The organism is Streptococcus oralis subsp. oralis (genome assembly GCF_002096455.1).
GTDB lineage: Bacteria > Bacillota > Bacilli > Lactobacillales > Streptococcaceae > Streptococcus > Streptococcus oralis_CY.
Genome location: NZ_NCUL01000008.1, coordinates 315233 through 338554 on the forward strand (window position 1 = coordinate 315233; position 23322 = coordinate 338554).

Genomic DNA, 23322 nt, shown 5'->3' on the forward strand with positions numbered 1-23322 from the left:
AAATTCATGAAACAATATTTAGAACGGGCTAGTATTTTGGCCCTCTCCCTCGTTTTGATTACCTCCTTCTCCATCTCAAGTGCTCTGCCAGCCATGTTTGACTACTATCAAGGCTACCCCAAAGAACAAATCGAGCTTCTGGTCAGTCTTCCTTCATTTGGGATCATGATTATGCTGGTTTTAAATGGGTTCTTGGAGCGGTTGTTTCCTGAGCGTCTTCAGATTAGTCTAGGACTTCTCATCCTCTCTATCGGTGGAACAGCTCCTTTCTGGTATCAGGAGTACAACTTTGTCTTTGCGATGCGGATTTTATTTGGCTTGGGTGTTGGGATGATCAATGCCAAGGCTATTTCTATCATCAGCGAACGCTATCATGGAAAGACACGGATTCAAATGTTGGGTCTTCGCGGATCAGCAGAAGTTGTCGGGGCATCGATTTTGACTCTAGTGGTTGGTCAACTCTTATCCTTGGGATGGACAGTGACCTTTTTGGCCTACAGTGCGGGATTTTTAGTATTGATCCTTTATCTGCTCTTTGTCCCTTATGGGAAAGAGAAGAAAGAAACAAAGAAAAAAGAGACCGAAACGACTCGTTTGACAGGAAAGATGAAAGGTTTGATTTTTCTATTGGCTGTCGAAGCAGCAGTTGTTGTCTGCACCAATACAGCCATCACCATTCGTATTCCTAGTCTGATGGTGGAAAGAGGTCTCGGGGATGCCCAGTTATCGAGCTTGGTTTTAAGTATCATGCAGTTGATTGGTATCTTGGCAGGTGTGAGTTTTTCTTTCTTTATCTCTCTGTTTAAAGAAAGGTTGCTCCTTTGGTCAGGTATCACCTTTGGATTGGGGCAGATTGTGATTGCCTTGTCTCCGTCATTGGGTGTGATGGTAGTTGGAAGTGTTGTGGCAGGTTTTTCTTACAGTGTGGCCTTGACCACTGTCTTTCAGCTTCTTTCTGAAAGAATCCCAGCCAAGCTCCTTAATCAGGCAACATCTTTTGCAGTGCTAGGATGTAGCTTTGGAGCCTTCACGACACCTTTCATTCTTGGAGCGATTGGTTTGGTGACTCAAAACGGTATGTTGGTCTTCACCATTCTAGGCTGCTGGTTGATTGTCACTTCTATCTTTGTTATGTACGCACTTCAAAAGAGAGCTTAGGATTGGTTTCCTAAGTTTTTCTTTTTGGGAATTTTGTACCCATACAATTATTGGTTTTTAAGCTTGTTTACACTTTTATTTCCTGATAAAATAGAAGTTATGACAAGATATAAAGCAACTATTTCTTATGATGGTTTTGCCTTTGCCGGTTTTCAGCGCCAGCCTCATGCGCGGAGCGTTCAAGAGGAAATCGAAAAAACCTTAACGAGACTCAATAAGGGGCAAGCCATCGCTGTTCATGGTGCTGGTAGGACGGATAGTGGGGTCCATGCTCTGGGACAGGTCATTCATTTTGATCTGCCCTATCAGATGGATGAGGAAAAACTCCGTTTTGCTCTGGATACTCAGTCACCAGAAGATATCGATGTGATTTCGATTGAGATTGTGGCGGATGATTTTCATTGCCGTTATGCAAAACATAGCAAGACCTATGAGTTTATAGTAGATAGGGGGCGTCCTAAAAATCCCATGCGCCGTCACTATGCTACTCACTTTCCCTATCCGCTCGATGTGGAGCGGATGCAGATAGCTGTCAAGAAATTAGAAGGAACCCACGATTTTACCGGTTTTACAGCATCTGGGACTAGTGTAGAGGACAAGGTTCGGACCATTACAGAAGCCAGTCTTAGTGTTGATGAGACAGGGCAGTTTTTGACCTTTACCTTTTCAGGGAATGGTTTCTTGTATAAGCAGATTCGCAATATGGTGGGGACACTGCTCAAAATCGGAAATGATCGAATGCCAGTTGAGCAGATTGACTTGATTTTGGAGAAAAAAGACAGGCAGCTTGCGGGTCCAACGGCGGCACCAAATGGCTTGTATTTAAAGGAGATTCGTTATGAAGAATAATCGTATTTTAGCACTTTCTGGGAATGATATTTTTAGTGGTGGTGGATTGTCAGCTGATTTGGCTACCTATACCTTGAACGGCTTGCATGGCTTTGTAGCTGTAACTTGTTTGACGGCTTTGACTGAAAAGGGCTTTGAAGTCTTTCCAACTGACGATGCCATTTTTCAACATGAATTGGATAGCTTGCGTGATGTGGAATTTGCAGGGATTAAGATTGGTCTTCTCCCTACTGTCAGTGTGGCTGAGAAGGCCTTGGACTTTATCAAGCAACGTCCAGGAGTGCATGTGGTATTGGATCCCGTCTTGGTCTGCAAGGAAACGCACGATGTGGCTGTCAGTGAACTCTGTCAAGAGTTGATTCGCTTTTTCCCTCATGTCAGTGTGATTACGCCTAATCTTCCTGAAGCAGAATTGTTAGCGGGTCAAGAGATCAAAACCTTGGAGGACATGAAAGCTGCAGCTCAGAAATTGCATGATTTAGGAGCGCCAGCAGTTATTATCAAGGGAGGCAATCGCCTCAGTCAGGACAAGGCAGTGGATGTCTTTCATGATGGACAAACTTTCACTGTTCTAGAAAACCCAGTCATTCAAAGCCAAAATGCTGGTGCAGGTTGTACCTTTGCCTCAAGCATCGCCAGTCACTTGGTTAAAGGGGATGAACTTTTACCAGCAGTAGAGAGCTCAAAAGCTTTCGTTTACCGTGCTATTGCACAAGCAGATCAATATGGAGTAAGACAATATGAAGCAAACCAAAACAACTAAAATCGCCCTTGTATCCCTTTTAACCGCTCTTTCAGTAGTCCTAGGTTATTACTTGAAAATTGGAACGCCAACAGGAATATTGACTCTCTTGGATGCAGGTATTTTCTTTACTGCCTTTTACTTTGGCAGTAAAGAAGGAGCTGTCGTTGGAGGACTAGCAGCTTTTCTGCTGGACCTTCTATCAGGCTATCCACAGTGGATGTTCTTTAGCTTGATAAATCATGGCTTGCAAGGTTATTTTGCAGGTTTTAAAGGGAAATGGCAATGGCTGGGCCTAGTCTTAGCTACTATCGTCATGGTAAGTGGCTACGCTCTGGGCTCAACCCTAATGAATGGCTGGTCAGCAGCCTTACCAGAAATTCTTCCAAACTTCCTGCAAAATACCTTGGGTATGGTTGTAGGATTTGTAGTCTTTCAGAGCGTCAAGAAGATAAAATAAAAAAGTCAGCTTCAATAGCTGACTTTTTGCTTGTCTAGATTTAATCAAAATAAAGCAAATCTTTGCTGGTGCTTGTAAAGAGGTCAAAGCCATCCTTGGTAACAACACCACAGTCTTCGATACGAACGCCGACTTTACCAGGGATATAGATACCTGGTTCAACAGAGAAGCACATGCCTTCTTCGATGACCATGTCGTTTCCTTCCATGATAGAAGGGAATTCGTGGACATCCATACCGATACCGTGACCGAGACGGTGGTTGAAGTACTCTCCATAACCAGCTTTTTCAATGACTTCGCGAGCAGCGCGATCAACTTCATGTGCAGTCACACCTGGTTTGATAAAGTCAAGAGCAGCTTGTTGGGCTTCAAGTGTCAAGTTGTAAATATCCTTCTTGAATTGGTCAGGTTTACCGACAGCGACAGTACGAGTCATATCTGATGCGTAGCCATTGACCATGACACCGAGGTCAAAGAGGAGAAGGGCGTCCTTTTCAACTTTGTTTGCACCAGGAATTCCGTGCGGATTTGCAGCGTTATCACCAGTCAAGACCATGGTATCAAAGCTCATTTCATAGCCTTCACGTTTCATGGCAAAATCGATTTGGGCGATGATATCTGTCTCAGTCTTATCAAGAGAAATGTTGTCAAAACCAACTTTTACAGCCTTATCGGCATAGAGCCCTGCAACCATCATTTTTTGGACTTCATCAGCTGATTTTATGAGGCGCATGCGTTGGATGCGAGGAGTGAGGTTTTCAAACTCAGCAGTTTCAAAGACTGTTTTCAAACCATGGTATTTTGTCAAAATGAGATTGTCAAACTCAACAGCGACACGTTTGAAGTCGTGTTGAGGCAAAGCATTTATGATTTTTTGCCATGGATTTTCAGAATCCACATAGCCCACAACTGGGAAGGAAACGGTGCTACTTGCACGCTCTACTTCAAGAGCTGGAACAAAAAGGAGGGGTTCTTGATCCGCTAGAACAAAGAGGAACATTTGGCGTTCATGGGGATCACTGTAAAAGCCAGTGAGGTAATTAATAGTGACGGGGTCAGATACGACAGCGACGTCTAGTTTTTCTGATTCAAGATATGTTACGATTTGTTGTAATTTAGACATATGCTACCTTCTTTCTACCCCTCTATTTTGGCAAAAAAAGAGAGAAAATGCAAGGGAGAAGGGTAAAAGAATAGGCAAAAAGAACTCCGACAAGATAGGGGAGTTCTTTGATATAGCTTTCATTTCTTTAAGAAAAGTCTGCCTTGCTTTTGACGTCGCTGTATTCTTCAGCGATTTCTTGACTGAGGATGTCCTCATAGGCAGGGAGTTGGATGTCCTGACCGTATTTTTTCTTGAGGGCAGTAGTGACTAGGCGATAAGCTAGATTGGCATTACGAGAGAGGATAGGTCCGTGGAAGTAGGAACCAAAGACATTCTTATAATGAACCCCTTCGCCGATTTTTTCTTCGTTGTTTCCATTTCCATAGACCACCTGTCCCAGTGGTTTTTGGTCATCTGAGAGGAAGGTACGTCCCTGGTGATTTTCAAAGCCATAGTAGGTTTCATCAAAATCTTCATTGTGAATTTTGATGTCACCGATAAAGCGGTTGTTGGTCTGGTTGAGGGTGTAGTGGCCCATGACCCCTAGCCCTTCTATGCGTTTCCCTGAAGCCTCAACATAATATTGCCCCAATAGTTGGAAACCACCGCAGATGGCTAGAACTACTCCGTCGTTTTGGATGTAGTTGTCAATGCTCTCTTTTTTAGCAGGAAGGTCGCCTGCGATGATGCTTTGTTCAAAGTCTTGACCGCCACCGAAAAAGGCAATATCATAGTGTTTTTCATCAAAGTCATCATGGAGAGAAACGATGTCAACCGTCACATGTGCCCCCAATTTTTCAGCCACATACTTGAGCATGAGGATGTTTCCATTGTCCCCGTAGGTATTCATGAGGTTTCCATAGAGGTGGGCAATGTTGAGCTGATAAGGGTAGTTGCCAGCTTTTGAGGAAAGTGAAGTATAAACCATTAGTTCATCTCCTTTCTAACAATCTGACGACTTGCCAGTAGTTCGCGGAATTCAAGCATAGCAGTATAGGTAGCTAGGATATAGGCATGCTTACAATCTTGGTTCTCAATGGTTTTGAGAACTTGTTCCAGACTGCTTGTCTCAGTGATTTTCTCAGCTGGATAGCCTGTCACTCGTAGACGACGTGCGATTTCAGAATGACGAACACCGCCAGCGTTTATTTCTGGAATGTCCATGTCAGTGATTTGTTCAAAGTCAGCATCCCAAATCCAGCTAGTATCAATCCCATCAGCATAGTTGGCGTTGAGAAGGACAGATAGGCTAAATGGATAAGGAGCTAGTTTGATCATCTCGATAGCTTGGGTCGCGCCAACTGGATTTTTAATCAAGACAAGGGTGCATTCCTTATCACCGATATGGAAGGTCTCCTGACGTCCAAAGACAGCGCGACTCTTGTCAAATCCTTGCTTGATCCGTTGCGAATCTGCACCGAGGAAACGGGCGATGGCAACTGCAGCTAGAGCATTGTAGATGTTGTAGAGTCCACCGATTTGGATGCCGTATTCCTGGCCGTCAATGACAAAGCGGGAGCGATTGTTGGTCAATTCAACCAAGTCTGTCAGACGGTAGTCCAAGTCAGGACGTTTGCAACCACAATTTTCACAGATATAGGCCCCCAAGTTAGCATAGGTATTGTGCTCATATTTGAGGATGCCTTGACAGTCAGGGCAGAGAATACCTTCGGTATTGTAGTGAGCCAGTTGGGCTGGCCCTTTTTCCAAGTCAAAACCAAAATATTGTACAGGATTTGGAATAGCTGGCTTGTAGAAAAGCGGACTGTCACCATTGAGGAGAACTGTAGCCGTAGGCACCTTACGGATAGCATCCAAAATCATCTTATAAGTTGTGTAAATCTCACCGTAGCGGTCCATCTGGTCACGGAAAATGTTAGTGATGACAAAAAGGCTAGGATGGATATAGTCGCAGATACGAGATAGGCTGGCCTCGTCAATTTCGAGGACAGCAATGTTTTTCCCAGTTTTAGAAGATTTGGCTGTTAGGAAGGTTGTTGCAATCCCTGTAATCATGTTGGCACCGCTCGGATTGGTCAGAACCTGACCATAAACTTCTTTTAAAATGCCGACAGTGAGAGCAGTTGTCAGGGTTTTCCCGTTGGTTCCAGTGACCACGACAATCTCGTAGTTCTTAGCTAGATTTTGTAAAATATCTTTATCAAATTGAAGGGCGAGTTTTCCTGGGAGCGTACTTCCGCGGCCAAGACGGCTTAAAACGAAGTGGGAAGAACGCCCAGCTAGGAGGCCCAAAGTAGTTTTTAATTTCATGTTTCTATTATATCATAAAAGAGGGAAAAGACAGATTTGATACTCAATGAAAATCAAAGAGCAAACTAGGAAGCTAGCCGCAGGCTGTACTTGAGTACGGCAAGGTGAAGCTGACGTAGTTTGAATTTGACTTTCGAAGAGTATGAGATTTCGCAGAAACAAAAACAGCCCAAAGAGGGCTGTTAGCTAACAAATCATTCTCAACTTAAATCGCAAACAAGTCATTCAAGTTCTCAGCCAAGGTTGGGTGAGTGAAGATTTGTTTTGTGAAGTAAGTGTAAGGAATCTTGTTGTCCATGGCAACAGTGATGATGTTGATGATTTCTTGAGAACCTTCTGAGAAGATAGTTGCTCCAAGAATTTCTTTTGTTTCAGTGTTAACAACAGCTTTGAAAGCACCACGAAGGTCTCCATTTACGTGACCGCGAGGCATGGCAGCAACAGGGATTTCCTTCACTGCGTATGGAAGTTTCAAATCAGCTGCTTGGCTTTCAGTCAAACCAACTTGTGAAAGTGCAGGTGTGATGAACATAGTGTTTGGCACATTGAGACGGTCTTCAAGTGTGTAGCTGCCATCTCCAGCAAGGTAGCTGTAGACAACACGGAAGTCATCAAGTGAAATGTAGGTAAATTGAGGTCCACCGTTGACGTCTCCGACTGCAAAGACACCAGGAACGTTTGTTTGACAATGTTTGTCTACCTTGATAGCACCACGTTCCGTTAGTTCAATATCCGTATTCTCAAGTTGAAGTGGTTCGACGTTTGGTTTACGTCCAGTTGCGTAGAGAAGAGCGTCGAAACGGTACGTTTCGTTTTCAGTTACGACAAGGACTTGGTCACCGTCGTTTTTGATTTCAGTAGTACGGATGTTTTGAAGTAATTCAATACCGTCTTCTTCCATGTATTGTTTAGCAAGAGCTGCAATGGAAGGCTCTGCACGAGGTAGGAAAGTATCCAAGGCATCTAGGACTGTAACCTTGCTTCCAAGTTTGTTGTAAAGACCTGCAAATTCAAGACCGATGTTTCCGCCACCAAGAACTCCAAGTTTTTCAGGCAATTTGTCCAAGTTTTGGATACCTGTTGAGTCAAAGACGTTTTTGCTTGTAGCAAGTCCAGGGATTGGCAAGACGTTTGAAACGGCACCGGTATTGATAACGATAGTTTCAGCAGTCAGTTCTTGTTTTTCATCACCAGCTTGGATTTCGATGACTTTGTTTGAAAGGAAGTGAGCTTCCGCATCAAAGATATCCACGCCTGTACCAGCAACAGTCGCATAGTTTTTACCGTTGAGGCGACCAGTGATCGTATTCTTGGTAGCAATGACTTCTTCAAAAGACAAGTCTTTCTCAGCAGCAACTAGTAAGGTTTTAGTCGGGATACAACCGATGTTGATACAAGTTCCGCCGTACATAGCCTTGCTACGTTCAACAAGGGCAACTTTTTTACCAGCTGAAGCCAGTTTTCCAGCTAGTGTTTTACCAGCTTTACCAAATCCGATAACGATTAAATCATAAGTTAACATTTATCTTCCTCCTATTCGCATTTCATTCTAGCACAAGAAAAAAACTTTTGCACAATTCTGCTACGGGAAATGGAGTGGGCTTGAAATGCTCCCTTCAAATCCTTTGAAAAACCAGTTTTGGGCTACTTTACTGCTAGAAAATCGTTTACATGATTTTCCCAAAGGATTCTACTATCTTTTGCTTCTCTCTTGTGTTATACTAGATAGGTTGCAAAGAAACTAGTACTTTTCTTTCGTGGAAAAGAAGCAACACGGTATCTCTTTTTTGTAGAAGATACGTCATGAAAAGAAAAGTATAAACTAAAGCCCTATAGGGTGGCTTCGCACCACCTTTAGAAAGAAGAATAACGTGAAATTTAATGAATTTAACTTGTCTGCTGAATTGCTAGCAGAGATTGAAAAAGCTGGATTTGTAGAAGCCAGTCCCATCCAAGAACAGACCATTCCCTTGGCTCTCGAAGGAAAAGACGTTATCGGTCAAGCTCAGACAGGTACAGGGAAAACTGCAGCCTTTGGCTTGCCAACCCTTGAAAAAATCCGTACAGAAGAAGCGACCATCCAAGCCTTGGTTATCGCTCCAACTCGTGAACTCGCTGTCCAAAGCCAAGAAGAACTCTTCCGCTTTGGCCGTAGCAAAGGAGTGAAAGTTCGCTCAGTTTACGGTGGTTCCAGCATTGAAAAACAAATCAAGGCCCTTAAATCTGGTGCTCACATCGTGGTAGGAACACCAGGCCGTCTCTTGGACTTGATTAAACGCAAGGCCTTGAAATTACAAGATATTGAAACTCTGATTCTTGACGAAGCGGATGAAATGCTTAATATGGGCTTCCTTGAAGACATCGAAGCCATCATTTCCCGTGTCCCTGAAAATCGTCAAACCTTGCTCTTTTCAGCAACCATGCCAGATGCTATCAAACGTATTGGTGTTCAGTTTATGAAAGAACCTGAGCATGTCAAGATTGCTGCCAAGGAATTGACAACAGAATTGGTAGATCAGTACTATATCCGTGTCAAGGAACAAGAAAAATTTGATACTATGACACGTCTTATGGATGTGGAACAACCTGAGCTTGCTATTGTATTTGGTCGTACCAAACGCCGTGTAGATGAATTGACTCGTGGACTTAAAATCCGTGGTTTCCGTGCAGAAGGAATTCATGGTGATTTGGATCAAAATAAACGTCTTCGTGTCCTTCGTGATTTTAAAAATGGCAATCTTGATGTTCTAGTTGCGACAGACGTGGCAGCACGTGGTTTGGATATCTCAGGTGTGACCCATGTCTACAACTACGATATTCCACAAGATCCTGAAAGTTACGTTCACCGTATCGGTCGTACAGGTCGTGCTGGTAAGTCAGGTCAATCTATTACTTTCGTAGCACCAAATGAAATGGGCTACCTTCAAATCATCGAAAACTTGACTAAGAAACGCATGAAAGGCTTGAAACCAGCGACAGCTGAAGAAGCCTTCCAAGCTAAGAAACAAGTAGCGCTCAAGAAAATCGAACGAGACTTCGCAGACGAAGCAATTCGTGGGAACTTTGAAAAATTTGCTAAAGATGCTCGTAAGTTAGCTGCAGAATTTAGTCCAGAAGAATTGGCTATGTATATCTTGAGTCTGACAGTCCAAGATCCAGACAGCCTTCCTGAAGTGGAGATTGCGCGTGAAAAACCACTGCCATTTAAACCATCAGGTAATGGACGTTCTGGGAACAATCGTGGACGAGATAATCGTCGAGGAGATAACCGTCGTGGTGGTCGCCGTGATGATTTCAAAAAAGGCAGTTGTGGGAACGATCGTTTTGATAAAGACAGACGTTACCGTAATAAAGACAATAAAAAACCTCGCAACACTTCAAGCGAAAAGAAAACAGGCTTTGTTATTCGTAACAAAGGAGACAAATAGAAAAAAGCGATTCACACTGTGAATCGCTTTTATATATAAGGAGACCGATAGTAAAAGAAGATGGTGATAGTAAAGGATAGGTAAAACGGAAAGGGATTTATCATGTCATCTTCTTATAATGTTATAATATCAAAAATAAAATAGGATGTCAATAAAAAAACTCGCTTTTTTCTAAAATATTTTTGCTGTTCAAAATTGCAATTAAATAAGCAATTTTCAGATAATTATTGAAATAAAGACTTTTCTATGTTATAATGGAAGCGATTATATGCGAGGTAAAAAATGGCACATTTATTAGAAAAAACAAGAAAAATCACGTCTATTCTAAAGCGCTCAGAAGAGCAACTCCAAGATGAACTTCCTTACAATGCTATCACACGCCAGTTAGCTGATATTATTGACTGTAACGCTTGTATTGTGAATAACAAGGGACGTCTCTTGGGCTACTTTATGCGTTATAAGACCAATAATGACCGAGTAGAACAGTTCTTCCAAACTAAAACCTTCCCTGAGGTCTATGTACAAGGGGCAAACATGATTTATGACACGGAAGCCAACCTACCTGTTGAACATGATTTGACTATTTTCCCTGTGGAGAGCCGTGCGGACTTTCCAGATGGGTTGACGACCATCGCTCCGATTCATGTATCAGGAATTCGCCTAGGTTCGTTGATCATTTGGCGCAATGACAAGAAATTTGAAGATGAAGATTTGATCCTTGTCGAGATTGCGAGCACGGTTGTGGGAATTCAACTATTGAACTTCCAACGTGAAGAAGATGAGAAGAATATTCGCCGTCGTACGGCTGTTACCATGGCGGTCAATACCCTTTCCTATTCAGAACTTCGTGCCGTATCAGCTATTTTAGCTGAGCTGGATGGAAATGAAGGACAGCTGACTGCGTCTGTTATTGCAGACCGTATTGGCATTACACGCTCAGTGATTGTCAATGCGCTTCGTAAATTGGAGTCTGCGGGAATTATTGAGAGTCGCTCATTAGGAATGAAGGGGACTTATCTCAAAGTTCTAATTGGTGATATTTTTGAGGAAGTGAAAAAGAGGGACTACTAATGGCAAAAGCTTTAATCTCGATTGACTATACAGAGGATTTCGTAGCAGACCATGGAAAGCTAACTGCTGGCGCACCCGCTCAAGCAATATCAAAAGCCATTGATCAGGCAACCAGATTAGCTTTTGATCGTGGAGACTATGTCTTTTTCACCATTGATGCTCATGAGGAGAAGGATACATTCCACCCAGAAAGCAAGCTCTTTCCACCACACAACATCATCGGAACTAGTGGGCGTAACCTTTATGGCACCCTAGCTGACTTTTATGCTGAGCATGAGGCGGATAGTCGCGTCTTTTGGATGGACAAGCGTCACTATTCAGCATTTTCAGGAACGGACTTAGATATCCGTTTGCGGGAACGTCGGGTTGATACGGTCATCCTAACTGGAGTCCTGACTGATATTTGTGTTCTTCATACGGCTATTGATGCCTATAATTTAGGTTATCAAATCGAGATTGTCAGGCCTGCAGTTGCCTCTATTTGGCCAGAAAATCATCAGTTTGCTCTTGGTCATTTTAAGAACACTCTGGGAGCCAAGTTGCTGGATGAAAATCTGGCTGAAATCCAAGAATAATTCCCTTGGAAAAATGAAAAAAATCTGAAAAAAGTGTTGACAAAGATTTTGAAAGTTGATATACTAGTAAAGTAATCAACGCGGGGATGGCGGAATTGGCAGACGCGCAGGACTAAGGATCCTGTGACCGCTTTAGGTCGTGAGGGTTCAAGTCCCTCTCTCCGCATAGGGTAAGAGTTAGCTTTGGCTAGCTCTTTTTGTTTTTACAAAGAAGACTAGAGGCTACGTTTCGTATATCGAAAAATATTGGTATCAAGAACTGTTCATTGTATCAGAACATTTAAACTGAGTTTTCCATTTCATTCTATCAAGAATATCCTCAAACACAAGTCAGAAAATGAAGAACTTAGGAGATGGAAAAATACTAATCAGAAAGACGTGATTATCATTTTTAAAATGAAGTAGATTTTTGATTGGTACTATTTATCCTTATATATGAAGAAAAGTTAGCGTTTGCTAGCTTTTTTGTTTTTTCAAAAAATAAATCAAAAAGTTTTTTCGATTTCATAAACATTTCATATTTGGATTTTATAATAGTCTTACAAATATGGAGGTGACAAATGAATCCAATCCAAAGAGCTTGGGCTTATGTCAGCAGAAAACGACTGAGAAGTTTTATTTTATTTCTGATTTTATTTGTCCTTTTAGCAGGAATTTCAGCCTGTTTGACTCTGATGAAGTCCAACAAAACAGTAGAAAGCAATCTTTACAAATCACTCAATACATCTTTTTCTATCAAAAAGATAGAAAATGGACAGACCTTCAAGTTGTCGGACCTAGCATCCGTGAGCAAGATTAAGGGACTGGAAAATGTCTCTCCTGAACTTGAGACGGTCGCAAAACTGAAAGACAAGGAAGCGGTGAGTGGTGAGCAGAGCGTAGAACGTGATGATTTGTCAGTTGCAGACAAGAACTTGGTTAGCTTAACGGCTCTCGAGGATTCATCCAAGGATGTCACCTTTACCAGTTCGGCTTTCAATCTAAAAGAAGGGCGACACCTTCAAAAAGGAGATTCCAAGAAAATCCTTATCCACGAAGAGTTGGCCAAGAAGAACGGTCTTTCGCTTCACGACAAGATTCGCTTGGATGCTGGTCAGTCAGAATCTGGAAAAGGGCAAACAGTAGAGTTTGAAATTGTCGGTATCTTTTCTGGTAAAAAACAAGAAAAGTTCACAGGCTTGTCTTCCGACTTCAGTGAAAACCAGGTCTTTACAGACTATGAAAGCAGCCAAACGCTTCTGGGAAATAGTGAACCGCAAGTCAGTGCAGCTCGCTTCTATGTAGAAAATCCTAAGGAAATGGACGGACTCATGAAGCAGGTAGAAAACTTGGCTTTAGAAAGTCAAGGCTACCAAGTCGAGAAGGAAAACAAGGCCTTTGAACAAATCAAAGACTCAGTGGCAACCTTCCAAACCTTCCTCACCATCTTCCTTTATGGGATGTTGATAGCAGGAGCAGGAGCCTTAATTTTGGTCTTGTCTCTCTGGTTGAGAGAAAGGGTCTACGAAGTGGGAATTCTTCTGGCACTTGGAAAAGGCAAGAGTTCGATCTTCCTCCAGTTCTGTTTAGAGGTAGTTTTGGTATCTCTCGGAGCTTTGCTTCCATCATTTGTTGCAGGAAATGCCATCACATCCTATCTACTCCAAACTGTACTAGCCAGTGGAGATCAGGCAACCTTACAGGACACGCTGGCCAAAGCAAGTGGTCTATCAACCAGTCTCCTATCCTTTGCAGAATCCTATGTCTTTCTGCTCCTGATTGGTTGCTTATCAGTAGCCCTTTGTTTCGTATTCTTATTTAGAAAATCGCCGAAAGAAATTTTATCATCTATTAGTTAATACTCTTCGAAAATCAAATTCAAACCACGTCAGCTTCGCCTTGCCGTACTCAAGTACAGCCTGCGGCTAGCTTCCTAGTTTGCTCTTTGATTTTCATTGAGTATAAGAAGGAGAAATCATGACTTTATTACAATTACAAGATGTTACCTACCGTTATAAGAACACTGCTGAGGCAGTTTTATATCAGATCAAGTATAATTTTGAACCCGGAAAATTTTATAGTATCATTGGTGAGTCAGGAGCAGGAAAATCAACTCTCTTGTCCCTGCTTGCTGGCCTAGATAGTCCTGTCGAGGGTTCTATCCTTTTCCAAGGAGAGGACATTCGGAATAAGGGGTATTCTTACCATCGCATGCACCATATTTCCCTGGTCTTTCAAAATTATAACTTGATAGATTATCTTTCTCCGCTGGAAAATATCCGCTTGGTCAACAAAAAAGCGAGCAAGGATACACTTCTTGAGCTTGGTTTGGATGAAAGTCAGATCAAGCGGAACGTTCTCCAGTTATCAGGTGGTCAACAGCAACGTGTAGCCATCGCTCGCAGTTTAGTCTCAGAAGCTCCAGTTATTCTAGCTGATGAGCCAACAGGAAATCTGGACCCTAAAACTGCTGGAGATATTATCGAACTGCTCAAATCACTTGCCGAGAAAACAGGTAAATGTGTGATCGTCGTCACTCACAGTAAAGAAGTGGCACAAGCATCAGATATTACACTTGAATTGAAGAATAAGAAACTTACTGAAACTCGCAATACTACAAAATAAGATGAGCTTGTTTTGATAGCATTATGAAATCAAATCTAGAAAGGGAACCTATGTTACACAACGCATTTGCCTATGTTACAAGGAAGTTTTTCAAATCGATTGTTATCTTCCTGATTATTCTCCTCATGGCGAGCTTGAGTTTGGTCGGCTTGTCGATCAAGGGAGCTACTGCCAAGGCTTCTCAGGAGACTTTTAAAAATATCACCAATAGCTTCTCCATGCAAATCAATCGTCGCGTCAATCAAGGAACGCCACGTGGTTCTGGGAATATCAAGGGTGAGGATATCAAAAAAATCACCGAAAATAAGGCCATCGAGTCTTATGTTAAACGCATCAACGCTATCGGTGATTTGACTGGATATGAACTCATCGAAACGCCAGAAACCAAGAAAAATCTCACTGCTGACCGAGCAAAACGGTTTGGAAGCAGCTTGATGATTACAGGTGTCAATGACTCCTCTAAAGAAGACAAGTTTGTCTCTGGCTCATATAAGCTGGTTGAAGGTGAGCATCTAACCAACGACGACAAGGACAAGATCCTCATGCACAAGGACTTGGCAGCTAAACACGGTTGGAAAGTCGGAGATAAGGTCAAACTAGACTCCAATATCTACGATGCAGACAATGAAAAAGGTGCCAAGGAAACAGTCGAAGTGACAATCAAGGGACTCTTTGATGGGCACAATAAGTCTGCAGTAACCTACTCACAAGAACTCTATGAAAACACAGCTATCACAGACATCCATACGGCGGCTAAACTATATGGTTATACAGAAGAAACTGCTATTTATGGGGATGCAACCTTCTTTGTAACAGCAGACAAGAACTTGGATGATGTCATGAAAGAGTTGAATGGCATCAGTGGTATCAACTGGAAGAGCTATACACTCGTGAAGAGCTCATCTAACTACCCAGCTCTTGAGCAATCCATCTCTGGTATGTACAAGATGGCCAACCTCCTCTTCTGGGGTAGCTTGAGCTTCTCAGTTCTTCTCCTTGCCCTCTTGCTCAGTCTTTGGATCAATGCCCGTCGCAAGGAAGTGGGAATTCTCCTCTCTATCGGTCTCAAGCAGGCAAGTATCTTGGGTCAATTTATCACAGAATCAATCTTGATTGCTATTCCTGCTCTCGTTTCTGCTTACTTCCTAGCCAACTACACAGCTCGTGCCATCGGAAATACTGTTCTTGCCAATGTGACTTCAGGTGTTGCCAAGCAAGCCAGCAAGGCAGCTCAAGCCTCTAACCTTGGTGGTGGTGCAGAAGTAGATGGCTTTAGCAAGACCTTGTCGAGCCTAGACATTTCCATTCAGACATCAGACTTTATCATCGTCTTTGTCCTTGCCTTGGTTCTAGTGGTTCTCGTTATGGCGCTTGCTTCAAGCAATCTCCTTAGAAAACAACCAAAAGAACTCTTGCTCGATAGCGAATAAAAAACTTGCTACCTATTCTCCCCTAAATGGGGTATAATATAGGTAGCATTTTTATGTATTTCATCTCCCTAAAGCCTTTCCTTTCAGGATGAAACAGGGATGATTTAAAAGAAAATTAAAGAAATGTGAAAGGTTTTTCTATGAAAATTTTAATTGTAGAAGATGAAGAGATGATTCGTGAGGGAATCAGTGACTATTTGACAGATTGTGGTTATGAGACCATTCAGGCTGCGGACGGCGAGGAAGCCCTAGAACAATTTTCCAGCTATGAAGTAGCACTAGTTTTACTGGATATCCAGATGCCCAAGCTCAATGGTTTAGAAGTCCTAGCGGAGATTCGTAAGACCAGTCAGGTTCCTGTTTTGATGCTGACAGCCTTTCAGGATGAAGAATACAAGATGAGTGCTTTTGCTTCTCTAGCAGACGGCTATCTGGAAAAACCCTTCTCCCTCTCCCTCTTAAAAGTGAGGGTAGACGCGATTTTCAAGCGCTACTACGATACAGGACGAGTCTTCTCCTATAAGGACACCAAGGTGGACTTTGAGAGTTACAGTGCAAGCCTCGCAGGTCAAGAAGTGGCCATTAATGCCAAAGAGTTGGAAATTTTGGACTATCTGGTAAAAAATGAAGGACGAGTCTTGACCCGCTCTCAGATTATTGATGCCGTCTGGAAGGTGACAGATGAGGTTCCCTTTGACCGTGTCATTGATGTTTACATCAAGGAACTGCGGAAAAAGCTAGACTTGGATTGTATCCTCACAGTGCGCAATGTTGGTTATAAATTGGAGCGAAAATGAAACGAACAGGTTTATTTACAAAGATATTTATCTATACCTTCTCGATTTTTAGTGTTCTGGTTATTTGTCTTCATTTAGCTATTTATTTTCTCTTTCCGTCAACTTATCTGAGTCATCGTCAGGAAACCATTGGTCAGAAAGCGACAGCCATTGCCCAATCCCTAGACGGAAAAGATAGGCAAAGCATCGAGCAAGTGTTGGACTTGTATTCCCAGAGCAGTGATATCAAAGGGGCTGTCAAGGGAGAGATGACCGAGGACAAGTTAGAAGTCAAGGACAATCTTCCTCTGGATACGGACCGCCAGACCACTTCCCTCTTTATCGAGGAGCGTGAGGTGAAAACGCAAGATGGTAGCACCATGACTCTCCAATTTCTAGCTTCAATGGACTTGCAAAAAGAAGCAGAGCAGATCAGTCTCCAGTTTCTTCCCTATACCTTGCTGGCATCCTTTCTGATTTCCCTCTTGGTGGCTTACATTTATGCTCGGACCATTGTTGCACCGATTTTGGAAATCAAGCGGGTGACCCGTCGGATGATGGATTTGGATGCCCAAGTGCGATTGCGCGTGGATTCTAAGGATGAGATAGGTGATCTCAAGGAACAAATCAATAGCCTTTACCAGCATCTCTTGACTGTCATTGCGGACTTGCATGACAAGAATGAAGCTATTCTCCAGCTGGAGAAGATGAAGGTTGAGTTCCTACGAGGGGCTTCTCATGAATTGAAAACACCTCTGGCCAGCTTGAAAATCTTAATCGAAAATATGAAAGAAAATGTCGGCCGTTATAAGGATAGAGACCATTATCTTGGAGTTGCCTTGGGGATTGTGGATGACCTCAGCCACCACGTTCTCCAGATACTGTCTCTTTCTTCTGTTCAGGAATTGCGAGACGAGAAAGAAGAGGTCGACCTTCTTCAGATGACGCAAAGTCTGGTTAATGATTATGCTTTGCTCGCCAAGGAGAGAGAACTTCAGGTAGACATTAGCCTAACCCGTCAGCAAGCTTACATAAACCCATCTGTCATGAAATTGATCCTATCTAATCTCATCAGCAATGCTATTAAGCACTCTGTTACAGGCGGCTTGGTCCGAATTGGTGAAAGAGAAGGGGAGCTCTATATCGAGAATAGCTGTAGTCCTGAAGAACAAGAAAAATTGGCCCAGTCTTTTTCTGACAATGCTAGTCGCAAGGCCAAGGGTTCGGGGATGGGACTCTTTGTGGTCAAAAGTTTATTAGAACACGAAAAATTACCTTATCATTTTGAGATGCAGGGCGATCGCTTGACCTTCTTCATACGTTATCCCAAAGTCACTCAGGACTAAGGAAAAGAAAGGGTTTACATTGATTAGATTGGAAGAAATTCAATCTAAAGTATGGGAAAAACTAGCTTTTTTTATCAAAAAGTGATAAAATGAACAATGTAAATGGGATGTCCCAAAAAATATATAGGAGGCCTGACAAATGGCAATCGTTTCAGCAGAAAAATTTGTCCAAGCAGCTCGTGACAACGGTTATGCAGTTGGTGGATTTAACACAAACAACCTTGAGTGGACTCAAGCTATCTTGCGTGCAGCAGAAGCTAAAAAAGCTCCAGTTTTGATCCAAACTTCAATGGGTGCTGCTAAATACATGGGTGGTTACAAAGTTGCTCGCAACTTGATCGCTAACCTTGTTGAGTCAATGGGTATCACTGTACCAGTAGCTATCCACCTTGACCACGGTCACTACGAAGATGCACTTGAGTGTATTCAAGTTGGTTATACTTCAGTTATGTTTGACGGTTCACACCTTCCAGTTGAAGAAAACCTTGAAAAAGCTCGTAAAGTTGTAGAATTTGCTCACGCAAATGGTGTATCAGTAGAAGCTGAAGTTGGAACTATCGGTGGTGAAGAAGACGGAATCATCGGTGATGGTGAATTGGCTCCAATCGAAGATGCTAAAGCAATGGTTGCAACTGGTATCGACTTCTTGGCAGCTGGTATCGGTAACATCCACGGTCCATACCCTGCAAACTGGAAAGGTCTTCACCTTGACCACTTGCAAAAATTGACTGAAGCTGTACCAGGCTTCCCAATCGTATTGCACGGTGGTTCAGGTATTCCTGATGACCAAATCCAAGCAGCTATCAAACTTGGTGTTGCGAAAGTTAACGTTAACACTGAATGCCAAATCGCATTCGCTAACGCAACTCGTAAATTTGCTCGTGACTACGAAGCAAACGAAGCAGAATACGACAAGAAAAAACTCTTCGACCCACGTAAATTCTTGGCTGACGGTGTAAAAGCTATCCAAGCATCAGTTGAAGAACGTATCGACGTATTCGGTTCAGAAGGTAAAGCATAATCTAGCTGAACAATACAGATAAAACCTGCCTGCGAAGGTGGGTTTTTTGGTTGGGAAAAATAAAATAAATGATATAGATTTTGTATTATGCCTTTGATTTAGTTAATTTAGCTTAGAAGTAAATATCATGTTTTTTTAATACATTTCCGTTTTTATTATGATGCACTATGTAGTTTTAAAACTTTATAAAGTTACTAGATAGCTAGTTTTAGTGTATTAGAATTATTGGGGTTGAGGTTAGAGATGAAAGATAATACCGTGAGTTTTTTTCAGTATTTTTATTGCTTGAATAACAGTATTAAGCGAATGTCTTAATTCTCTATATATTTTTCTTAGACTCTGCTTATCAGTATCAAGTAATACTGTTAAACGGTCAATACTGATATAAATTGCTTTGTCTAGATTTGATAAATTTGCTTCACTCTGCTACTTGCGTAAAGTTTGAATTTTGTATTGCACAATATACACCTCCTTTATTATTAAATTTGTTAGTTGCCTTTAGTCAGGACAAAATTTTGCTCGAGACTCATTATTCTGGTCTAGCTCTTGGTGTATCTTTTTGCTGGCTGTTAGAATCGCCAGTTTATTGTCAAAGCTAGTAGAGCTGCAGCCATCGGGAGATTTCCCCTCGGGAACTCCCTCGTCTTTGTCTCCTAGCTTTGACAGTAATTAACGAAAACTTTATCACAAGCTAAACATTGATTATCATAGACTTTATATAACCATTTTGGTATAATTGATGTGATTTTACAATAAAGCTTCAAAATAGCTTAGTAGAGCTTTATTAGCTTGCAATTATACTATTAAGTACACGGCAATATATTATCATTTGGTTATAAATATAATACTATCCTTTTGGTTATAAGTCAATAAAAAAGTAAAGGAAAGCTTAAATATGCTAAAAGATAATTTGAAAAAAGAAAGGCTAAAAAATGGGTTAACTCAAGCTCAAGTTGCAGAAAGATTAGGGGTATCACAAGCTCAATATGCCAGGTGGGAAAATGGGGGAAGAAATCCTAAGTACGAAACAATCCAAAAACTAGCTGATATTTTTAATACCACAACGGAAGCATTAAATGGAAGATATGACGGAGTTGAAGTAATTGTGAGATTGCTTAGAGAATATGATTTGACAGATGAAGATAAAAACGAAATATACAATATGGTAGAGCAATACCTTAAGGAGAGAAAATATGAGTAGTGTTTATGATAAATATGTGCGTCCGGTTATAAATTTTTTAGTTCTCGCATTTGCTAAACTATTTGTTGATATTGTAGTCATCAAAGCTACTGGTTGGGAATATACTAATTTAATTTTTTTTGAGGCAATTTTTGCTTCTTGTTGTTTGTGTTTCAAATATATAAAACAAAGTAAAAAACAACAAGAAGAGGTAGGATTAAATACCCAATTTAATTTTTCATTTTTTAAAAATACTCATTATAAAATTTATAAATCACGATATATCAGGTTTTTAAAAGATAATAAACTCGTGTTGGTATTTTTATTTCTGTCTAATGGAAATTTGTTATCTATCGTTGAAAACGTAAATAAAGAATTTCTTCCTATGATTAGCAAAATAGAATTTAAGAATGAAAATTTACAAAATAATTTATTCGATATTCTATTGTATTTGAACTATCATGAAGTTCTTGTTAACTTCTTGTTCAGTTGTTATTTTTGCCTGATTGTATGGATTTTTATTAACCAAATTGATTTTCAATTATTTGAAACGGAATCATTAAAAAAAGGGAGAGAGAATGACAAAAAGTCAATTAATTCGAGATATCGCTGGAAATAATATTAGTTTAGAAAATGCACTGTTAAGATTAAAAATAATTACATACTCACTAAATAATTTAAGTTTGCAAAAATGGATTGAAAATGAGTTAAGAGGATATAAGATAGATGATGAAATTCCTCAGTATAGGAAAGGTATTGCGTATAATATAAGATATTCAGGGATAAATGGAAATTTTACAGTTAAGTCAGTACCACTGTCAGAATCATTTTTTACAGATGAAATAAAAAAAATTTTAAGAGAACGGAAAATTACTAATGGTATAGGTACGATTGAACGTAATTTATCAATTAAAATGAGCTATGACCTAATTGAATTTGCCCCAATGGTTTATAGTGCAAGTAAAGGTGGTATTCAGTGTTATACATTAGAACAAGTAGTAAATAAAGCTAGTTTGGAGAATATCTTAAGTAATGTGAAAATAAAGTTGATAGACATATTGCTAGATTTAGAATCGACGTTTGGTGAACTAGACCAGTTAGATATTGATGTAAAATGTATTAGTAGTGAGGAACTACAAACAGTAAATGAAACATTGTTAGATAAAATTTATTATGATGGGAAAAGAGAAAACTATGAGTGAGTTCTTAAGTTACTTTTTGAATAATTCGACGTTATTAGGTGCATTTATTTCAATAATATCTTCATCGATTACTCTGCTTATACAAGCATATATTAAGAAGTATTTGATGGAACAAGGGGAAACCAATATATACTATAAAACAGTTTACAATAAAATTTCATCAAATCCTTGGGGGTTTTATAAAGAAAATAATGAACTATATTTTGACCTACCACTATGGATTGAAATCCATAATACAAAAGGAACTAGACAGATTGTGAGAAATCTAAATTTATCTTTATATTCGGCTGGAAAATTTGTTTCTAAAACAAAACAGTCAACGCATTCTGGGAGAACTGTTTTGGGAGATAATGGCTCATATTCATTCTTAGTTGATGCAGGAGAAATAAAAAGATATGACTTGGAATTCATTATAGAAGGGAAAGACATAGACTTTCATGACTTTGATGAAGTTAGATTATCTTATTTTGATACAAATGATAAGTATAAAGAATATAAAATATTTGAAATTAAAGATTCATGGAAACAGTCTAATTATAAAATAAGTGATGATTGGAAAAAGTTACAGTAGGAGAAGAATATGGATTTTGAAAAGTTTGAAAAAAATAATAGGTTTCAACTACTCAGAAATAAAATATTAAGAATAAGTGATGGTGACCTAGTAAAAAAAGACTTAATCTCAGGATTAATGCTATTAAGTATAATTGCTTATATTTTAGGAACTATAAAATTTTTCTGGGATAATTTGTTGGCAGTTTTATTTAATGATTTAATTATCTATGCAACTGTTTTGCATACTAATATTAAACAACTACTCAATTATTTAATAGGGTATTCTACGAGAATAGATTTGAGTGAATTTCCTGAATTAAAGGTTCCAAATATTGGAAATACGTTAAATATTTTCGGTGTCCTAATAATAAGAATAATAATTGTTGGTATTATACTCTTCATCATTTATTGGATGTTTAAGCAAGAAAGTTTCATTAATCAAATAATTAAAAGTCTTGCAATAATTATCTCTTCAGTTATAGTTTATGGTGAATATCAGATTACAATATTCATTGGAGTAATTATCATTTCAATCACTTTAACACAACTTGGTAAAGGGAGTGTATATAGGTTTCTATGCAATATAATTCTATTTCTAGGGCCATTAAATCTTATAGAGAATGATAGATTTGATGGAAATCAAATAGATACGATAAAAACATTAGTTCAAGTTCTAGCATGCTATATAATTTCTTTAATAGTTTCCGTGCTATTTAAACTACCATTTGGTATTTGTCTGTTGTTAGTCTTAGTTTTAGTAATGAGATTCGGCCTACAATTTCAAACAAAGAATCCGCATTTAGAAATTATATTAAAATTCATTATCTATGTTACAGTATTTACTACTGTATTGTTAACTGAACAAATAAAGGATAGTGTAAGCATCTTTACGGTATTATTTGCGTTATATTTTGCGCTGGATAGATTTTTTAGTTTATACAATGAAATAGAGACTCTTGTAAAAAAAGATGAAATTAATTATTATTTGTACTTTGATAATTCATTTGAACTGTTAGAGCAAAAATATTTAACAGATGAATTTTTAGTAGCTACAATTGCTGAAATAGATGAGATTAAATTATTGGGTCAATTAATAATAAGAACAGAACTTGAGATGAAAGATAGTTTCGAAAAATTATTACAATTAATTAGAGAAAAAAGAAAAATAGAGTATGAGAATTACCAGTTATTAATAATATCACTTGAATATAGAATAAAGAAAAAAGAAAATGAAAAACTTACAATAATAGATTTCATCAAAAACAAATTAAATGATGAAAAATTGTTAGACAACCAAAAGGTATTTCCAATTGAATTTTTAGTTCTCTATGGTGAGGAATTAAAAGTAAAAAAACAATATAAAAGAGCCACTAAATTTTTGAGATTTTCAGGATATTATAGTTCGAATTATTATATAGAGAGCTATAATGAGTGTATTCAAAGAAATAAAAAGAGACAAAATTAATTCTTTAAATGAGTTTTTTCTTAGTGCAATGCGTGGTAGCTTTCTGGTAGCTAAAGAAACAAAACGAGTCATTTTTCTCTAGCCATG

The 23322-nt window shown here is 39.7% G+C and carries 22 protein-coding genes and 1 tRNA gene; 19 read left to right on the forward strand and 4 right to left on the reverse strand.

From position 1 onward, the window contains the following. Positions 1–6 precede the first annotated feature (6 nt). The 4 genes from B7720_RS06035 to B7720_RS06050 all read left to right on the forward strand — a co-directional run bounded on the left by B7720_RS06035 (position 7) and on the right by B7720_RS06050 (position 3209). The gene (locus B7720_RS06035; RefSeq protein ID WP_000816259.1) at positions 7–1158 is read left to right on the forward strand and encodes an MFS transporter; all 1152 of its coding nucleotides are present in this window, start codon (positions 7–9) and stop codon (positions 1156–1158) included. A 99-nt stretch (positions 1159–1257) separates the two neighbouring features. Then, entirely contained in the window at positions 1258–2007 is a 750-nt protein-coding gene (gene truA / locus B7720_RS06040; protein WP_049477950.1) for a tRNA pseudouridine(38-40) synthase TruA, read from the forward strand. After that, a complete protein-coding gene (locus B7720_RS06045) occupies positions 1997–2770 on the forward strand; it encodes a bifunctional hydroxymethylpyrimidine kinase/phosphomethylpyrimidine kinase (protein WP_084857074.1) in 774 nt (257 codons plus the stop codon). Before truA ends, B7720_RS06045 begins: the two co-directional genes overlap by 11 nt. Then, complete coding sequence (locus tag B7720_RS06050) at positions 2748–3209, forward strand: ECF transporter S component (protein WP_049477948.1); 462 nt, start codon at positions 2748–2750, stop codon at positions 3207–3209. The genes B7720_RS06045 and B7720_RS06050 overlap by 23 nt, the downstream gene beginning before the upstream one ends. Before the next feature lie 40 nt (positions 3210–3249). Here the strand turns inward: B7720_RS06050 and B7720_RS06055 are convergent, their stop codons facing one another. The 4 genes from B7720_RS06055 to B7720_RS06075 form a co-directional block, all read right to left on the reverse strand. Then, the gene (locus tag B7720_RS06055) at positions 3250–4332 is read right to left on the reverse strand and encodes a M24 family metallopeptidase (RefSeq protein ID WP_084857077.1); all 1083 of its coding nucleotides are present in this window, start codon (positions 4330–4332) and stop codon (positions 3250–3252) included. 127 nt (positions 4333–4459) lie between these two features. Further along, positions 4460–5242 carry a lipid II isoglutaminyl synthase subunit GatD gene (gatD, locus tag B7720_RS06060; RefSeq protein WP_084857079.1) on the reverse strand — a complete coding sequence of 261 codons (783 nt, stop codon included), beginning with the start codon at positions 5240–5242 and terminating at the stop codon, positions 4460–4462. Beyond that, positions 5242–6585, reverse strand: coding sequence for a lipid II isoglutaminyl synthase subunit MurT (gene murT / locus B7720_RS06065; RefSeq protein ID WP_084857081.1), 1344 nt, complete (start codon positions 6583–6585; stop codon positions 5242–5244). The genes gatD and murT overlap by 1 nt, the downstream gene beginning before the upstream one ends. Positions 6586–6790: 205 nt before the next feature. Next, positions 6791–8107 carry an FAD-containing oxidoreductase gene (locus tag B7720_RS06075; protein WP_084857083.1) on the reverse strand — a complete coding sequence of 439 codons (1317 nt, stop codon included), beginning with the start codon at positions 8105–8107 and terminating at the stop codon, positions 6791–6793. A 349-nt stretch (positions 8108–8456) separates the two neighbouring features. Between B7720_RS06075 and cshA the strand changes: the two genes are divergently transcribed. From cshA to B7720_RS06150, 15 genes are all read left to right on the forward strand, one after another. Next, entirely contained in the window at positions 8457–10013 is a 1557-nt protein-coding gene (gene cshA / locus B7720_RS06080) for a degradosome RNA helicase CshA (protein WP_084857084.1), read from the forward strand. Between the two features lie 282 nt (positions 10014–10295). Further along, positions 10296–11084, forward strand: a complete 789-nt coding sequence (gene codY, locus B7720_RS06085) for a GTP-sensing pleiotropic transcriptional regulator CodY (protein WP_000940725.1) — start codon at positions 10296–10298, stop codon at positions 11082–11084. Then, complete coding sequence (locus B7720_RS06090) at positions 11084–11659, forward strand: cysteine hydrolase family protein (protein ID WP_084857086.1); 576 nt, start codon at positions 11084–11086, stop codon at positions 11657–11659. The genes codY and B7720_RS06090 overlap by 1 nt, the downstream gene beginning before the upstream one ends. A gap of 80 nt (positions 11660–11739) precedes the next feature. Next, a tRNA-Leu gene (locus B7720_RS06095) sits at positions 11740–11825 on the forward strand. 394 nt (positions 11826–12219) lie between these two features. Further along, the gene (locus B7720_RS06100; protein ID WP_084857087.1) at positions 12220–13497 is read left to right on the forward strand and encodes an ABC transporter permease; all 1278 of its coding nucleotides are present in this window, start codon (positions 12220–12222) and stop codon (positions 13495–13497) included. 118 nt (positions 13498–13615) lie between these two features. Beyond that, complete coding sequence (vex2, locus tag B7720_RS06105) at positions 13616–14263, forward strand: ABC transporter ATP-binding subunit Vex2 (protein ID WP_000173736.1); 648 nt, start codon at positions 13616–13618, stop codon at positions 14261–14263. 50 nt (positions 14264–14313) lie between these two features. Further along, complete coding sequence (vex3, locus tag B7720_RS06110) at positions 14314–15693, forward strand: ABC transporter permease subunit Vex3 (RefSeq protein ID WP_084857089.1); 1380 nt, start codon at positions 14314–14316, stop codon at positions 15691–15693. 140 nt (positions 15694–15833) lie between these two features. Continuing rightward, positions 15834–16490 (forward strand): response regulator transcription factor VncR, encoded by a 657-nt coding sequence (gene vncR, locus B7720_RS06115; protein ID WP_049518934.1) that lies wholly within the window; start codon positions 15834–15836, stop codon positions 16488–16490. Continuing rightward, positions 16487–17815, forward strand: a complete 1329-nt coding sequence (vncS, locus tag B7720_RS06120; protein WP_084857091.1) for a sensor histidine kinase VncS — start codon at positions 16487–16489, stop codon at positions 17813–17815. The genes vncR and vncS overlap by 4 nt, the downstream gene beginning before the upstream one ends. A 139-nt stretch (positions 17816–17954) precedes the next feature. Beyond that, on the forward strand, positions 17955–18836 hold the full coding sequence (locus B7720_RS06125; RefSeq protein WP_001019005.1) for a class II fructose-bisphosphate aldolase: 882 nt from the start codon (positions 17955–17957) through the stop codon (positions 18834–18836). Between the two features lie 895 nt (positions 18837–19731). Further along, complete coding sequence (locus B7720_RS06130; RefSeq protein WP_084857093.1) at positions 19732–20037, forward strand: helix-turn-helix transcriptional regulator; 306 nt, start codon at positions 19732–19734, stop codon at positions 20035–20037. After that, positions 20030–20635, forward strand: a complete 606-nt coding sequence (locus B7720_RS06135; protein WP_084857095.1) for a hypothetical protein — start codon at positions 20030–20032, stop codon at positions 20633–20635. Before B7720_RS06130 ends, B7720_RS06135 begins: the two co-directional genes overlap by 8 nt. Further along, a complete protein-coding gene (locus B7720_RS06140) occupies positions 20595–21218 on the forward strand; it encodes an AbiTii domain-containing protein (RefSeq protein WP_084857096.1) in 624 nt (207 codons plus the stop codon). The genes B7720_RS06135 and B7720_RS06140 overlap by 41 nt, the downstream gene beginning before the upstream one ends. Beyond that, on the forward strand, positions 21190–21789 hold the full coding sequence (locus B7720_RS06145) for a hypothetical protein (RefSeq protein ID WP_158085826.1): 600 nt from the start codon (positions 21190–21192) through the stop codon (positions 21787–21789). Before B7720_RS06140 ends, B7720_RS06145 begins: the two co-directional genes overlap by 29 nt. Before the next feature lie 9 nt (positions 21790–21798). After that, positions 21799–23235 carry a hypothetical protein gene (locus B7720_RS06150; protein WP_084857098.1) on the forward strand — a complete coding sequence of 479 codons (1437 nt, stop codon included), beginning with the start codon at positions 21799–21801 and terminating at the stop codon, positions 23233–23235. The last annotated feature ends 87 nt before the right edge of the window (positions 23236–23322 follow it).